Origin of the sequence: Clostridium sp. Ade.TY (assembly GCF_000498355.1) — a bacterium.
Lineage (GTDB): Bacteria > Bacillota > Clostridia > Clostridiales > Clostridiaceae > Clostridium.
Map to the genome: position 1 here is coordinate 100,196 of NZ_AVSV01000003.1, position 17,284 is coordinate 117,479.

Consider the following 17,284-nt stretch of genomic DNA (forward strand, 5'->3'; position numbering starts at 1 on the left):
ACTAAAGTGGCAGATGATAGAAAACCTGTAGATCCGAGAAGAAGAAAAAGGATGACAGAAAGAGATGAAGCTATTAGAAGAAGACGTTCTAATAGGGAGCAGGAATTAAGAAGAAGTAGATCAATTCCTGCAAATGATGCAAGAAGAAGAGTTGAAGATGAGAATGTTTCAAGAAAAAGACCTCAAGGTAAAAAAAGATCACAAGTAAGACCTTCTAAGCAGCCTAAGAAAAAGAAAAAAGGCGTTTTCAAAAAGGTGATAGGAATAATACTTGCAGCAATAATTTTATTAACATTAGTTACTGGTGTTAGAATTGCTATGCTTTTAAATAAAGTAAGTACAGAAAATATAATGGCACCTAATCCAGTACCTATGAATCAAACTGTAAATATTTTAGTTCTTGGATTAGATGTTGGAGATGTTAAAAATCCAAATGATGAATCAATAAAAAGAACAGATACTATGATGCTTATAAATTTCAATCCACAAACTAAAAAAGTAAATGTAGTATCAATACCAAGAGATACTATGATTTATATAAATGGACGTAGGTGGAAGATTAATGCAGCTTATCCTATTGGTGGAGATGATAGAGTAATTAAAGAGGTTGAAGAACTTTTATCAGTAAATGTAAATTATTTGGTTAAAGTTAATTATGCAGCTTTTAGAGATTTTATTAATGCAATTGGTGGAGTTGATATGAAAATAAAATATGACATGAACTACACTGATAAATCTCAAAATTTACGTATAAATTTTAAAAAGGGAACCGAGGAGCATTTGGATGGTAAAAAAGCTGAAGAATTCTTTAGATGGAGAAAGAATAATGATGGAACAGGACTTCCAAATGGAGATATAGATAGAATTAAAAATCAGCATGAATTCTTAGAGCAGGTTGTTAAAAAATGCACAAGTCCAACTATAATATTTAAAATGCCAAAAATACTTAAAGTAATGGAACAAAATATCGAAACAAATATGCCAGGAACTACAATATTTAAGTATGCATTAAAAATGATAACATTAAAGTCTGGAAATATAAATATGACTACTATAAAGGGAAATTCACAAATGATTGATGGACAGTCATACTTTGTATTTGATAAGCAAGCTAATCAACAGCTTATAAATGGATTAAATTCAAATGGAGATAGTGGACCTATATCACCTGCTGATGTAAGAATAAAAGTATTAAATGGAACAAAAATAAGTGGATTAGCAGCAACTTATAAAGTTCAACTTAATCAATTAGGCTACACTAATGTTGATACTGGAAATACTAATCTTGCAAAGCAAAGTGTAGTTATGGTTGATAATGATAATATAAAATCTGAACTTCAAAAGAAGTTTACATCAATAAATAAATTTGAATCAATAGATTCAAGGTATGAAGAACCAGGGTATGATGTTATAGTTTTACTTGGGGAAGATGCTAAAAATTATTAAAGGTTAAACTTAGGAGGACTTAAGGGATAGATGAATACCTTAGAAAAATGTGTTACATCAAAAGATAGTGGTGTAAATATTAGAGACTTTTTAAAAGATGAACTTGGTTTATCTTCAAGACTTATAAGAAGATCAGCAAGAGAAAAAAGAATATTTGTAAATGATAAAGCTGTAAAGATGAGTTTTAATCTTTCAGAAGGTGATAAGGTTAAAATAGATTTAGATAGAGAAGAAAGTCAGGATATAATACCAGAAAAGATGGATTTAGATATTGTTTATGAAGACCAAGATATTTTAGTAATAAACAAAAGACCATTTATGGTAGTTCATCCAACTAAAACATATCAGTCAGGTACTTTGGCAAATGGAGTAATTAATTATTTTAAAGAAACTGGCCAAGGATGTATTGTTAGACTTGTAAGTAGACTTGATATGAATACATCAGGGCTTATTGTAATAGGCAAGAATCAATATGCTCATATGGCTTTATCAAATGATATGAAAGAAAATAAAATGCAAAAGAGATATCTTGCAATAGTTCATGGGAATATGAAGGAAAAGGAAGGTACTATAGACCTTCCTATATATAGACCAGAAAAGGAAGATGGCTTTAGTAGTATAAAGAGAGTTGTTGATGATAGAGGACAACGTAGCATAACTCATTATAAAGTTTTAGAAAGGTTTAAGGGTGGAGACTTAGTTGAATGTCTTTTAGAAACAGGAAGAACACATCAAATTAGAGTTCATTTATCAAGCTTAGGTCATCCTATATATGGAGATTTTCTTTATGGTGATGGAGACAATGAAGTAGAACTTATAAATAGGCAAGCGCTTCATGCTTATGGATTAGATTTTAAATCTCCAAGAAATAAAACACCTTTAAGTCTTAGAGCCAATATGCCAGATGACTTTAAAGAGCTTATAGAGAAAATAAAATAATAATATTTTAGTATTTTATGTATTGAAAGCATTATAATAAATAATTACTTTAAGATTATTTATATTTATTAAAATATTAAATAAAGAATAACACCTAATAAGATATTAATTAATCTTATTAGGTGTTATTTATTTAAAAATTTATTTTTTTCTATTTTTCATATGCCCCCATTTTTTTTCAAAAGCTCTTTTTTTCCTTATTTTTTTTACATGTATAACTCTTGCAATTAACAAAATTACTATAGTTAAAGTAATGATAAAAGGAATCAATATAATTTTATTTCTACTTAAAAGTTCTGTAAATGCTATTTTAGCATTATAATCTCTATTTATACCACTTAATAAATTTACTTTAGTTAATAAATGACCATCAACTAATACATTAGCTGTTGTTATTGTTTCACCAATTTTTAAAGGTTTTCTTTTTATGTTCTTAGGTAATTCGTATTCTAAAGTAGTATTAACTTTATTAAGCTGAGAGTTTGGTGCAGAAACAAAAACATCTCTGTCAATATATACAGGTAAAGTAATATCATTATTTATTTTTATGTTTTCTATAGTTTGATTTTTGCCGTATAACTTAACCTCTGTAAAGTTATTAAAACCATAATCTAAAAGCTTTGCCATGTCCTCGTAATTTTTATTTTTATCTTCAGCCTTCAAAAATGTTGCAACTAAAGAACGATCACCTTTTTTGGCTGATATTACAAATGTATGTCTAGCTACATCAGTATATCCACTTTTTCCAGCAAGAGCATATTTATAAAAATGTTTTGAGTTTTTGTTTATTAAATAGTTATGGTTATTTGCCCACCTTTTTGCTTTATCTAAGTTACTAGGTGGTAGTTCTACTGATATTTGTCTTGATATCTTTACATAATCAGGATTTTTAATAGCTTCCTTTAATATTAAAGCTAAATCATAAGCTGTAGATACATGTTTATCATTTGGTAAACCACTTGGATTTTCAAAATTTGAATCAGTACAACCAAGTTGTTTAGCTTTATCATTCATCATCTTTGCAAAGTTACTAACTGTACCACCGACATGCTCCGCTAAAGTTTCAGCACAGTCATTTCCAGATTCTAACAAAAGACCTGTTAGAAGTGTTTCTACAGTAAATTTTTCGCCTTCTTTTAACCCTATGGAGCTTCCATCAGCAAAAGGTGGATTTTTACCAACTGTAACTATGTCACTTAATTTGGCATTATCTAAAACGACTAATGCTGTTAAAACTTTTGTTGTTGATGCAGGAAATTGCTTTTTATTTGCATCTTTTGAATATAACACCTGACCTGTTTTAGCATCCATAAGAAGTGCTGATTCCGCATTTAATTTTGGCGGATTTTCTTCAGCAGATGCATTAATAGTAAAAATATTAAATAAAACTAATGCTAAAAATAAAAATCTAGTTATAACTTTAAGTGTTTTTTTCATAAATTCTCCTCAATTTTAAATTTATGAGAATATTGTAACAAAAAAAATATGGTTAATCTACAATTTTGGAATAATTTGTTTCGTAAATGTGAATAATTAGAAAAAATGATATTAAGGTGGACTATATGAAGATAGATAAAAGAACTTTAGGGTTAATAAGTTTAGCAGTTATAATAGGTGGAATTTCCTTATTTTCATATATAAATAATGGGAAGGACAATCTTAAAGGCGATGAAAGTTATGAAGAAATGTTTGTAGATGAAGGAAATGAATCGTCAAGTACGGATGAAGAGAAAAGTAAAAGTTCTAACAATACTAAAGAAAATGTAAATACAAATAATAAAGAAGTTTTATTAAAAAATCAAACTATAGCAGTAGATATAAAAGGTGAAGTTATAAACCAAGGAGTTTATTATCTTGAGGAAGGCTGTATTGTTGAGGATTTAATAATAAAGGCTGGTGGAGTAACTAAAAATGCTTCATTAGAATTTGTAAATAGGGCAGAGAAGCTTGAAAATAATAAATGTGTAGTAATTCCAAGTAAAGAGGAAGTAAAGAAAATGAAAGAAGGTAATACTACGATAACCGAGGAGAATAAAGGGAATACAGATAATAATAAAAATATAAGTGAAGCTAATAGTAATTCATTAAATAAAACTAATAGTGACAATAAAAATAGTAAGATAAATATAAATACGGCAAGTATAGATGAACTTGATAATATAAATGGAATTGGACCATCAAAGGCAAAAGCCATAATTGATTATAGAGAGGAAAATGGAAGTTTTAAATCAATTGATGAAATTAAAAATGTAAGTGGTATTGGAGATGGAACGTTTTTAAAAATAAAGGAATCTATTACTGTATAAATTAAATATACCATTAAATTTTGAAATTCTTAAAGTATGATGTAAAATAGTTATATATACCTTTAAGAAAGGGTGGTAAAGTTATGATTAAATTAACAAATTACGCCAAAACTGCAGGCTGAGCAGCTAAAATAGAGCCGGGTGCTCTTTCAAATATTTTAAAAAGTATACCAAAGATGGTAGACGAAAACTTACTAGTAGGAATTGATACATCAGATGATGGAGCTGTATATAAATTGAGTGATGATATAGCACTTATTCAAACATTAGATTTCTTTACTCCAGTTGTTGATGACCCTTATACATTTGGTCAGATTGCTGCAGCAAATTCTTTAAGTGATGTTTATGCAATGGGAGGAGAACCTAAAGTTGCATTAAATATAGTATGTTTCCCAAATTGCTTAGATAGAGAAATACTTGGTGAAATACTTAAAGGCGGAGCCGATAAAGTATTAGAAGCAGGAGCTGTAGTAATTGGTGGTCATTCTGTTCAAGATGATGAACCAAAATATGGACTTTCAGTTTCAGGGGTAGTACACCCAGATAAAATACTTAAAAACTGTGGTTCAAAAGAAGGAGATATATTAATACTTACAAAACCTTTAGGAACAGGTCTTATAAATACAGCTGCAAAGGGAGAAATGGCATCAAAGGAAAGTTTAGATGAAGCTATAAAATGGATGTCACTTCTTAATAAATATGCAGGTGAAGTTATTAGAAAGTATGATATATCAGCTTGTACTGATATAACAGGCTTTGGACTTATAGGTCATGCTTATGAAATGGCTGAAGGTTCTGATATGACATTCTGTATTAATAAAGATAATATACCGTACATAAAAGAAGCTAAAGAATATGCAGATTTTGGACTTGTACCACAAGGAACATATCAAAATAAGTATTATATACAAGACAAATATAAGCTAGAAAATGTAGAAAGATGGCTTGAGGATATTTTATTTGATCCACAAACATCAGGTGGACTTCTTATATCATGCAGTGTAGAAGAAGGAAATAAAATATTAAAAGAATTTAGAGAGAAAGATATAAAGTCTTGGATTATTGGAGAAGTAAAAGAAAAAGAAGAATACAGCATAATAGTAAGATAAAAGTTTATAAATAAAATGGAGGGCTTTTATGAATCTATTAAGAAATTTACCTAAGGTAGATGTTCTTTTAAATGAGGACGAAGTTAAAAAATACATAGAAAAGTTACCTAGGAAGTTAGTAGTAGAAAATCTTAGACGCTCCATAGATATTGTAAGAAAAAAGATTTTAAAAATGGGGGATTATTCTCCCATTTTTTCTTTGAAAAAACAATGTTTAATGGAGTTTAGAGAAATGATAAAAGATATAGAAAATTTAAACTTAAGAAGAGTTATAAATTGTACTGGAACTGTAATACATACAAACCTTGGTAGATCAATTTTATCAAAAAGAAGCATTGAAGCTTTAAATGAAGTTTCTAATAGCTATTCAAATTTAGAATATAATCTTACAAAAGGAAAGCGTGGAAGTAGATACGATAATGTTTTAGATTATATAAAATATTTAACTGGAGCTGAAGATGCTTTAGTAGTAAATAATAATGCAGCAGCAGTTCTTATAACTTTAAATACTGTGTGTAATGGAAGAGAAGGAATAATTTCAAGAGGCGAATTAGTTGAAATAGGAGGATCTTTTAGAGTTCCTGAAATAATGAAATTAAGTGGTGGAATACTTAAAGAAGTTGGTACAACTAATAGAACACATTTAAAAGATTATGAAGATGCAATAAGTGAAGAAACTGGTGCAATAATAAAAGTGCATACATCAAATTATAAAATATTAGGTTTTACAAAGGATGTTGAACCAAAAGAACTTATGATGCTTAAAGAAAAAAACAAAATACCAGTTATTTTAGATTTAGGGAGTGGATTACTTAAAAAAATAGACTTAAAAGGAATAGAAGAAGAAAAAACTGTTTGTGAATATGTTAATGAAGGTGTTGATATAATTACTTTTAGTGGGGATAAACTTCTTGGGGGACCTCAGTGTGGTATAATTATTGGTAAGTCTTTTTGGATAGAAAAAATAAAGAAGAATCAATTAAATAGAGCATTAAGGGTTGATAAGTTTACTTTAGCAGCTTTAGAAGGAACTTTAAAAGATTATATTTTAGAAGATTATTCAAGTATACCAACACTTAAACTTTTAAGTTTAAATTTAGATGAAATTGAAGAAAAGATAAATAAATTAAAAAATAATCTTAAATTTTTAGAACATAAATTTAATATAACAAAGTCAAAAGAAAAATCATTAGTAGGTGGAGGAGCTTTACCTATATTAGAGGTTGATACTTTTGTACTTAATATAGAGAGTAATTTAATAAAAGAAAATAAAATTGAAGAAAAACTTAGAAAAAATATTATACCTATAATTACGAGAGTAAATGGTGGAAAAGTAATTATTGATGGAAGATGCTTAATTAATGATGATATAGAAGTTATAACAGAAGCTTTTAAAAGAATTGAGGAAAGTGTATGAAAACATTAATAGTTGGAACTTGTGGACATATAGACCATGGTAAAACATCACTTATAAAAGCTTTAACTGGAATTGATACAGATAGGCTTAAGGAAGAAAAGAGAAGAGGAATTACAATTGATTTAGGTTTTACTGATTATGAATTACCATCAGGAAATAAAATTGCATTTGTTGATGTACCAGGTCATGAAAAGTTCGTGAGAAATATGATTGCAGGAATTACAGGAGTTTCGGCAGTTTTATTTGTTATTGCAGCTGATGAAGGTGTTAGAGAACAAACAATAGAACATCTTCAAATAATAGAAGGACTTGGAATAAAAAAAGGAATAATAGCATTAACTAAATGTGATATTTGTGATGAAGAAATACAAGATTTATCAATTGAGTATATAAGAGAAGCTTTTAAAGACACAAATCTTTTTAATGTACCGATAGTTAAAGTATCAAGTAAATCAAAGTTTGGAATTGATATGCTTATAAAAGAGCTTGAAAATCTTTTTTTAGATACTTATGAAGATGAAATAGAAAATGATTTTAGAATGGCTGTTGACAGAGTATTTACAGTTAAGGGATTTGGTACTGTTGTTACAGGAACAGCTTTAGAAGGTGAAGTTAAAGAAGGAGATACCATTAAACTTTATCCATCATTAAAAGAAGTTAGAGTTCGTGAAGTTCAAAGCTATGGGAAAAAGATTGAAAAATGTATAAAGGGAAATAGATGTGCATTAAATATTACTAATGTTTCAAAAGATGATATAAAAAGGGGAGAAGTTTTAAGTAGCAATTTAAATTTAGAAACAACTTCCATAATAGATTGTTCTTTTTATAAAATAAGAGAAAAAGAAGTTAAAAAAGGTCAGAGAGTTAGAGTATATAGTGGAACAAAAGAAGTTATAGGGAGATTATATCCTTTAGATTTAGAAAATAAATATATACAATTAAGATTAGAAAATGAAATATTAGTTAAAAAAAATGATTGTTATTACATAAGAAATTACTCACCTATTTATAATTTAGGCGGAGGTAAAGTAATAGAGACAAAAGGTCAAAAGGTTAGAAAAAATATAGATATTTATAAAGAAAAGGTAATACTAAAAGAAAAGGGTACTGTAGAAGAAAGAATATTAGATATATTAAAAAAGGAAAAACTAATTAATATAAGTGATTTAATTAAAAATATTGATTGTAATATAGATGAATTAGATTTTGGGATAAATGAATTAGTAAGAAAAAATTACGCTAAAGTATTAAATTGTAAGGAAAAAATTATAATCTATAACAAGCAATTAGGTATAATATTAGAAGAACTTAAAAATATACTTTTAAACTATCATAAGAAAAATCCATTAGATGATGGAATGTCTAAAGAAGAGTTAAGAAAAAAAATAATAAGAAAAGAGCTTACTATAAATGAGTTTAATGAACTTTTAAATATTATAAAATCTGAAGATGTAGTGAATATAAATAAAGGTACAGTTTCTCTTAAAGGTTTCAAGAAAATATTAGGATTAAATGAAAAAAGATTTAAAGAAGACTTGATTAATGAACTAAATCAAGGATTTGTTACAGTTGATATAAAATATATTAGAGAAAGACATAAAATAAATGATTCATTGTATTTTAAAATATTGAAATTTTTAGAGGATGAGAGAGAAATAGTTATTTTAAATGATGGAGTAATATTAAGTTATAAAATATTTAATATTGGAAAGGGAATAATAAAGAAACATTTAGAAGAAAAAGGTGAAATAACCCTTGCTATGTGTAGAGATATTTTAGATACAAACAGAAAAGTTGCACTAGCTTTCCTTGAAGAATTAGATAAACTTAAAATCACGAAAAGAGTAGAAAATAAACGTGTAATGCTTTAAATATAAAAATTTGAGTGATATAATTAAGAAAAATGAAGTTTTTTGGGGGATTTTGGGGTTAAAATAGGAGGTAATAATAATGTCAAAGAAAATTATAGGATTAGTAATATCAGCTACTTTATTATTTTCGTTAGCTGGATGTGGAAATAAAACAAATGAAATAAATGAATCAACAAATAACACAACAAAGCAAGCTCAAGTTACGGAGAATCAACAAAAGAAATTTGATGGATTACAAGGAGCCTGGATAAAAGATTTTACACATGATGAATTTGTAAAAGAAGGAGATACTTTAATGACTAAAGTTGAGGATTTAACTAAGGAGTTTGGCCTTGACTATAAAAAAGAAGATAAAGTAGATAAAGTTAATGCAGTAACAGCTAATATAAAATCAATATACTTAGATAATAAAAAGCCAGAGGCTAATAAGTTAGAAAGTATGCAATTTGAAGAGCAACTTATTGGAGATGCACAAGATTCAGGAAGATTCCAAATGAAACTTTCTCTTAAGTTTGATGGAGAAGGTGCAATTAAAGATGGAAAATTTAATTTAGGTGATACTTCATTAGCTAAATATGCAGCTATAATGACTGGTGAGCCAGATAGAAATTATGATGAAATAAATAAGAAAATAATGGATATAATTAAAAGTGATAAGACAGAAGGAATAATAGATAATACAATAAATGGATTAGTTGAAGAGTATGCAGTAAGTAAAGATTATATAGTTTATACAATATCAACTAAAATATATAAATTTACTAATAAGTCTGAAGGTCTTAAATAATTAATTCTAGGAGGATTTTTTAATTGAGTAATAGTGAAGAACGTAATATAGAAGTTAAAGTTAAAACTAAACAAAGTAATAAAATAATTGACGATGAAATTGATGAAAATCCATCATTTATAAAAACTTTATTTGCAAGTGTCATAGACCAAGCTATAATATTAGGTGTATCAGCTATAGGTTTATTAATATTTGATATTTTAATTGGATTTATTGGATTTATGGTTAAAGATCCATCAGGAATTCTATTAATTATATTTATAATATTTAATATATTATATAGACCTATATTTGAAAGAGGGAATAGAAGAACTATAGGAAAGAGAATACTAGCTATAGGATAAAATAAAACTTAAATGATAGGAGAGATATAAGTTAGTGAGCAGAAGAGGAAGAGGTAGAGGAAGAGAAATTACAGTTAAAATAAATAAAACTGAGTTTCCATCAGTTGGTGTTGGAATTTTAGATGACACTAAAGTATTAGTAAAAGGAGCTTTCCCAGGAGAAACAGTAAAGGCAAGAGTTAAGAAAAATAGAGAAGCTTATACTGAAGCTAAACTTTTAGAAGTTATAGAAAAAGCACCTTATGAAGTAGAGCCAAAGTGTCCTCATTTTGGAATATGTGGTGGATGTTCATCACAAAATCTTTCTTATGAAAAGCAATTAGAGCTTTTAGGAGAAGAAGTTAAAGACTTATTTGTAAATGCTGATGTTACTACTGGAGAGTATGAGGGAGTAACAGGTAGCGAAAATCAATTTGAGTATAGAAATAAAATGGAATTCACTTTTGGAGATGAGTTTAAAGGTGGAGAACTTTGCCTTGGAATGCATATGAAAAATGCAAGCTTTGGAATAATAACTGTTGATGAGTGTAAGCTTGTTGATGAAGATTTTAGAAAAGTTATAAAGGCAACTGTTGAATATTTTAGAGGAACAGATCTTCCATACTATAGAGTAATGAAGAAAGAAGGATATTTAAGACATTTAGTTATAAGAAAAGCTAAAAATACAGGAGAGCTTTTAGTTAACTTAGTTACAACAACACAAGTTGATTTTGATTTAACAGAATGGGCAGAAATCATTAAAGGATTAGATTTTGATGGAGAGCTTGTATCTCTTCTTCATACAGAAAATAATTCATTTTCTGATGCAGTAATACCAGAGAAAGTTAATCTTATTTACGGAAAAGATTATATAATGGAAGAACTTTTAGGATTAAAGTTTAAAATATCACCATTTTCATTTTTCCAAACTAATACTAAAGGAGCAGCAAGTCTTTATAGTATAGTTAGAGAATTTATGGGTGACTCAGACAATAAAGTTGTATTTGACCTTTATTGTGGAACAGGAACAATAGGTCAAATTGTGGCACCAAAAGCTAAAAAGGTTGTTGGACTTGAGCTTATTGAGGAAGCTGTTGAAGCTGCAAAAGAAAATGCTAAGCTTAATGGTCTTGATAATTGTACATTTATGGCTGGTGATGTTGCAGAAACTATTAAACAAGTTACTGATAAGCCAGATATTATAATATTAGATCCACCAAGAAGTGGAGTAAGCCCTAAAGCTCTTGATTATGTTATAAGATTTGATGCTAAGGAAATTGTTTATGTTTCATGTAATCCTAAGACTTTAGTTAATGATCTTAAAGGTCTCGTTAATGCAGGATATGTAATTGAGAGAACAAGAGTTAAAGATATGTTTCCAAACACACCTCACGGTGAGGTGATTGTTAAACTTACAAAAAAATTGAAATAAACTTCAAAGTAAGTTTATAATTTTTTATTTAAATATTTTAAGTTATGGTTAATGTATATATTCAATATGTGAGAAGTTATTGGAATTAAATTTAAAGAGTTATAAGAATTAAAGTTCTTATAACTCTTTTCTTTATATTAAAAAATATTAAGTAATGTTAAGAAATATAAAAAGTAAAAATATGGTAAAATATATTTAAAATATAGAGATGGAGGAAGTTAAGCAATGAAAAAAAGCTATCGTTGGATATTTTATGTATCAATTGGAATCTTATTTGGAGTGTTTGATGTGTTTTATCAAGATTACACAACAAAGTATTTAACATCAACTTTTAGTTGGCTTATAATAGCTTGGGGAATATGGGTTATTCCATTTACTGTTATAGTTATAAACGAAATTAAAGTTTCTATGTCAAAGTTTCTATCAATTTTCTCTGGTATTTTAACTTGGATAGCAGCTCTTATTTCTTATTATTTTTTTATTCCAATGAGAACAATATTTATTGAACAAGAAGCACTTAAAGAATTTTATATAGGTAATTATAAAGCAGATTATTATTTAAGTAATGTAAAAGCATTATTTTCAAATAGCTTTGAAGGAATTTTTTTGTGGATTATTATAGCTATAATTGGGGGAGTTATTGTTGGGATTTTAATTAATATGTTTTATAACAAATTTAAAGAGGTTAATATTCAAAAAGCTTAAACTATAATTTGAAATTTGCCATTATAATTTTAATTTAATGGTAATTTTTTTTTTTTGCTTTATATGAAATTATATTTTGGAATTTATTCATAATCGTATTAGTTAACATAAACATACAGTTTATGAAACAGATTTTTATTTTAAATTTTTTATAATTTTTGATAACATATAAGTATGTTTTAAAAAGGAAGGAAAGATTAATTTTGGGAATACAAAGTATAAAATCATTAAGGATGTTGGCTATAGGAGTAATAATAGTAAATATAATAGGTAATATATTATATTTTCTTGAGCAAAATGGATATGAATTTACTTACTTAGAGGGAATAAATATTCAAATTATAAATAGAATGACATTATTTACTTTATTGGCATTATTTTTAGCTGTAGCATTTAATAAAACACCTAAATTATCTGAAGAAGATAGCTTTAGAGTAAAAACAAAATTAACTCCATTCATATTTTTAAATATAGTTTTTATTGCTTATATTTTAGTTACGGTACTTATATTTAAGGACAAGCAGTTAATAACATCTTCATTAATTATGGAGGCATCTTATATATGCTTAATAATTTATACAAAGAGAATATACGCAACTATATTTACAGACCATAGACTTAAATGGCAAATGGCCATGGCTGGAGCTGATGAAGATAGCTTATATAGTAGTATACTTTGGAGGTATAAAATTTGGATTTATCCAATAGAAGAAGTTCCTCAAAATAGAAGGGTTTTTAAAGTATATTCAATAATTTATACAGCAGTAGCTATATTTTTTGTATATAAGTTTTTTGATTCTATATTTGTTTTAATTTTTGCAGTAATAATATTTAAAAATATATTTTCAATACTAGAATATTTCTTTGGACTTTATACATCTTTGACAGGAGTGTGTACAGGAATAGAAAGTTTTACAGAAAAGAGTGGAAGACCTTATTATAGAATTTATGCAACTGATTTTAAAAATAAGAGAGAAATAGTATTTGAAATGTATGATACTCCTTATTTTAGTAAGAATAGCAAAATTAAAGTTGTACATGGAGTATTTTCTAAGTATGTAGTAATGGTAAATAATATGCAAGTAAATTATAGATAGTATTTTATTAAAAAGGAGACTTTTTCAGATGTGAAGAAGTCTTTTTTATAATTAATTTTATAAAGTCTCTTTAAATTTTTATAAAAAATTTTATTTAGTTAGATTTTTATATTTAATAATTTAAAATTACTTTTCAATATTTCTGTGTTTTTAGCAATTTCTTTATTATATTTTTCTATAAAAATAATAAAACAAAACAAATACAGAAAAAAAATAATGTAAATAAATTGAAAAAATGTAAAAATAGTTATAAAATATAATTATAAAATAATAAAAAACAGAAAATAAAAGATTTAAATATATTGGAGGGTGAGTATGGGAGAAGAGATTTATGATATAAAGAAAAGTTCAAGAATTACTAGACTTGTAGATAATTTGTTTAAGAAAATGCCGGAAATAGAATCAGACAGGGCTAGACTTCTTACAGAATCTTATAAAATGACAGAAGGGGAACCAATTATAGTAAGAAGGGCTAAAGCATTTTCTCATATATTAAAAAATATTCCTATAATTATTAGGGATTATGAATTAATAGTTGGAAGTGCAACATTATCACCAAGAAGTTGTCAGGTATTTCCTGAATTTTCTTATGAATGGCTTGAAAAAGAATTTGATACAGTTCAATTTAGAAGTGCAGATCCTTTTTATATATCAGAAGAAAATAAAGCTATATTAAGAGATGTATATAAGTATTGGAATGGAAAAACTACAAGTGAATTAGCAACATCATATATGGCAAAAGAAACAATTAATGCTATAAATAATAATATATTTACTCCAGGAAATTATTATTACAATGGAGTTGGACATGTTACTGTAAAATATGAAAAAGTTTTAGAAATAGGGTATGAAGGTCTTATAAGAGAAGTAGAAGAAGAATTAGAAAAATGTAATGTTTCAGATATGGATTATGCTAAAAAGAGTAATTTTTTAAAGGCAGTTATTGAATCATTAAAAGCTGTAATAGAATATGCAAATCGTTATGCAAATATGGCTCGTTGTATGGCAAAACAATGTAATGATACTTTTAGAAGAGACGAACTTTTAAAAATTGCATCAAATTGTGAAAGAGTCCCAGCAAAGGGAGCAAAAAGTTTTTATGAGGCTTGCCAATCTTTTTGGTTTATACAAATGTTATTGCAAATAGAATCAAGTGGACATTCTATATCACCAGGAAGATTTGATCAATATATGTATCCATATTACAAATCAGATATTGAATCAGGAAAAATTACTAAGGAATTTGCTCAAGAATTAATGGATTGCATATGGGTTAAATTAAATGATTTAAATAAAGTAAGAGATGAGGCTTCAGCAGAAGGTTTTGCAGGTTATGGATTATTTCAAAATTTAATAGCAGGTGGTCAAGATGCCAATGGACTAGATGTAACAAATGACTTATCATATATGTCTATTGAGGCATCAATGCATGTAATGTTACCTCAACCATCTTTATCAGTTAGAGTTTGGAATGGGACTCCACATAATTTTTTAATTAAAGCAGCTAAGTTAACACGTACAGGTATAGGACTTCCTGCTTATTATAATGATGAAGTTATTATTCCATCATTACTTAATAGAGGACTTACATTAGAAGATGCTAGAGATTATAACATAATAGGATGTGTTGAACCACAAAAATCAGGAAAAACAGATGGTTGGCATGATGCAGCCTTTTTTAATATGTGTAAGCCATTGGAATTAGTTTTTAGTAATGGATATTTTGATGGTGAGTTAGTTGGGATTGAAACAGGCGATATTAATGATATGAAAACTTTTGAAGAGTTTTATAATGCTTATAAAAAGCAAATGAAATATTGCATTGAATTATTAGTTAATGCAGATAATTCAATAGACGTAGCGCATATGGAGAGATGTCCACTTCCTTATTTATCTAGTATGATTGATGATTGTATAAAAAGAGGAAAATCAGTTCAAGAAGGTGGAGCTATATACAATTTTACAGGACCACAAGGTTTTGGAGTTGCGAATATGGCAGATTCATTGTATGCAATTAAGAAGTTAGTTTTTGATGAAAAGAAAGTAACTTTAAAAGAATATAAAGAAGCTCTTATAAATAATTATGGACAAGGGTTGTCAAAAGAAAATATTGAAAGTATAACAAGAAAAGTTATAGAAAAGTTAGCTTGTGATAATAAAAATATAAATAGTGAAACTATTAAAGAAATAACAAATTCAATTGTTAAAGTCCAAAATAGCAATTATGAAAAATTACTCCATTTAATTAATGATGTACCTAAGTTTGGAAATGATATTAAGGAAGTTGATGCATTTGCAAGAGATGTAGCTTATGTATATACTAAGCCATTACAAGAATATAAAAATCCTCGTGGGGGTAAGTATCAAGCAGGACTTTATCCAGTATCTGCAAATGTTCCACTAGGAGCACAAACAGGAGCAACACCAGATGGTAGATTAGCTTATACTCCAGTTGCAGATGGGGTGTCACCATCAGCTGGAAAAGATATTTTAGGACCAACAGCAGCAGCAAATTCCGTAGCAAGGTTAGATCATGGAATTGCTTCCAATGGAACATTATTTAATCAAAAATTTCATCCATCAGTCTTAGCAGGTAGAACTGGACTTGAAGCTTTCATTAATTTTATTAGGGGATATTTTGATCAAAAAGGTAGTCATATACAATTTAATGTAGTCAGTAGGGAAACATTACTGGAAGCTCAAAAATACCCTGAAAAGTATAAAAGTTTAGTTGTTCGCGTTGCTGGATATAGTGCTCTTTTTACATCTTTATCTAAATCATTGCAAGATGACATTATTAATCGTACAGAACAAAATGGTTTTTAAGAAATGGAATGTTTTAATATGAATTATTTAGATGTTAAAGGAAGAATATTTGATATACAAAAGTTCTCTATTCATGATGGTCCAGGGATTAGAACAATAGTATTTTTAAAAGGGTGTATATTTAGATGTCAGTGGTGTTGTAATCCAGAATCTCAAAACTTTGAAATAGAAAAAATGATTGTAAATGGAGATGTTAAAACTATTGGACAAGATGTAACAGTAAGAGAAGTTTTAAAGAAAATAGAACAAGATAGACCATATTATAAACGTTCTGGTGGAGGTGTAACCTTATCTGGAGGAGAATGTATGTGTCAAAGATTATTTTCAAAAGCATTACTTCATTGTTGTAAAGAAGCTGGAATATCAACAGCAATAGAGACTACAGCAGGTGTTAATAAAGAAATCGTTAAAGATATTATTGAAGAAGTGGATACTGTTTTAATGGATATAAAGCATATTAATGGAGAAAAGCATAAGCAGTTTACAGGAAGAGATAATAAAATTATTTTAGAAAATGCAAATATAATTGCAAATTCATCTTCTAATTTAATTATAAGGGTACCTGTAATTCCATCTTTTAATCATACTAAAGAGGAAATAAGAGAAATAGCAAGATTTGCAAAAGGATTAAATGGTGTAACAAAACTTCATCTTTTGCCTTATCATCGTATGGGGCAGGATAAATATACTGGGCTTAATCGTAAATATATTATGGATGGTATTGATATTTTAAGTAATGAGTATATGAATTTGCTGTTAGAAGTCGTATTAGAAGAAGGTCTTGAAGGGCAAATTGGAGGATAAGTATATATTAAAAAGATTAGATTAATCTAAAATAGTTGAATTTCTTTATTGAATTAAAGAATTGTTTATAGAAAATAAAATTCAAATTAATAAAATCTATATTATTAATTTAATATTATATGTTTATATAAAAAGTTAAGTAAAGAAATTTACTTAGCTTTTTATTTTTATACTGTATTTTAAGTGAATATTAATTATAAAAATAAATATTTGAAATCAATA

At 27.3% G+C, this 17,284-nt stretch carries 14 protein-coding genes; 13 read left to right on the plus strand and 1 reads right to left on the minus strand.

Annotated features, from left to right (window positions below; all coding sequences use genetic code 11):
* The first annotated feature begins 6 nt into the window (after positions 1–6).
* Together O212_RS0101140 and O212_RS0101145 are read left to right on the plus strand one after the other, a co-directional pair.
* Positions 7–1,446 carry an LCP family protein gene (locus O212_RS0101140; protein ID WP_024613338.1) on the plus strand — a complete coding sequence of 480 codons (1,440 nt, stop codon included), beginning with the start codon at positions 7–9 and terminating at the stop codon, positions 1,444–1,446.
* A 30-nt stretch (positions 1,447–1,476) separates the two neighbouring features.
* On the plus strand, positions 1,477–2,385 hold the full coding sequence (locus O212_RS0101145; protein WP_024613339.1) for an RluA family pseudouridine synthase: 909 nt from the start codon (positions 1,477–1,479) through the stop codon (positions 2,383–2,385).
* Positions 2,386–2,526: 141 nt separating this feature from the next.
* Here the strand turns inward: O212_RS0101145 and O212_RS0101150 are convergent, their stop codons facing one another.
* A complete protein-coding gene (locus tag O212_RS0101150; protein ID WP_024613340.1) occupies positions 2,527–3,822 on the minus strand; it encodes a D-alanyl-D-alanine carboxypeptidase family protein in 1,296 nt (431 codons plus the stop codon).
* Between the two features lie 125 nt (positions 3,823–3,947).
* Between O212_RS0101150 and O212_RS0101155 the strand changes: the two genes are divergently transcribed.
* From O212_RS0101155 to O212_RS0101205, 11 genes are all read left to right on the plus strand, one after another.
* The gene (locus O212_RS0101155; RefSeq protein ID WP_024613341.1) at positions 3,948–4,691 is read left to right on the plus strand and encodes a helix-hairpin-helix domain-containing protein; all 744 of its coding nucleotides are present in this window, start codon (positions 3,948–3,950) and stop codon (positions 4,689–4,691) included.
* A gap of 83 nt (positions 4,692–4,774) precedes the next feature.
* Entirely contained in the window at positions 4,775–5,800 is a 1,026-nt protein-coding gene (gene selD, locus O212_RS0101160; protein WP_081705789.1) for a selenide, water dikinase SelD, read from the plus strand.
* A 28-nt stretch (positions 5,801–5,828) separates the two neighbouring features.
* Positions 5,829–7,217 carry an L-seryl-tRNA(Sec) selenium transferase gene (gene selA / locus O212_RS0101165; protein ID WP_024613343.1) on the plus strand — a complete coding sequence of 463 codons (1,389 nt, stop codon included), beginning with the start codon at positions 5,829–5,831 and terminating at the stop codon, positions 7,215–7,217.
* On the plus strand, positions 7,214–9,088 hold the full coding sequence (gene selB, locus O212_RS0101170) for a selenocysteine-specific translation elongation factor (RefSeq protein WP_024613344.1): 1,875 nt from the start codon (positions 7,214–7,216) through the stop codon (positions 9,086–9,088). Before selA ends, selB begins: the two co-directional genes overlap by 4 nt.
* A 79-nt stretch (positions 9,089–9,167) precedes the next feature.
* Entirely contained in the window at positions 9,168–9,875 is a 708-nt protein-coding gene (locus O212_RS0101175; RefSeq protein WP_024613345.1) for a hypothetical protein, read from the plus strand.
* Between the two features lie 23 nt (positions 9,876–9,898).
* Positions 9,899–10,219 (plus strand): RDD family protein, encoded by a 321-nt coding sequence (locus O212_RS0101180; protein WP_024613346.1) that lies wholly within the window; start codon positions 9,899–9,901, stop codon positions 10,217–10,219.
* Positions 10,220–10,253: 34 nt separating this feature from the next.
* Positions 10,254–11,630, plus strand: coding sequence for a 23S rRNA (uracil(1939)-C(5))-methyltransferase RlmD (gene rlmD, locus O212_RS0101185; protein WP_024613347.1), 1,377 nt, complete (start codon positions 10,254–10,256; stop codon positions 11,628–11,630).
* A 225-nt stretch (positions 11,631–11,855) separates the two neighbouring features.
* The gene (locus O212_RS0101190; protein ID WP_024613348.1) at positions 11,856–12,335 is read left to right on the plus strand and encodes a hypothetical protein; all 480 of its coding nucleotides are present in this window, start codon (positions 11,856–11,858) and stop codon (positions 12,333–12,335) included.
* Between the two features lie 203 nt (positions 12,336–12,538).
* The gene (locus O212_RS0101195; RefSeq protein ID WP_024613349.1) at positions 12,539–13,432 is read left to right on the plus strand and encodes a hypothetical protein; all 894 of its coding nucleotides are present in this window, start codon (positions 12,539–12,541) and stop codon (positions 13,430–13,432) included.
* 315 nt (positions 13,433–13,747) lie between these two features.
* The gene (locus O212_RS0101200) at positions 13,748–16,258 is read left to right on the plus strand and encodes a glycyl radical protein (protein WP_024613350.1); all 2,511 of its coding nucleotides are present in this window, start codon (positions 13,748–13,750) and stop codon (positions 16,256–16,258) included.
* Positions 16,259–16,276: 18 nt separating this feature from the next.
* The gene (locus O212_RS0101205) at positions 16,277–17,062 is read left to right on the plus strand and encodes a glycyl-radical enzyme activating protein (RefSeq protein WP_024613351.1); all 786 of its coding nucleotides are present in this window, start codon (positions 16,277–16,279) and stop codon (positions 17,060–17,062) included.
* Positions 17,063–17,284 lie beyond the last annotated feature (222 nt).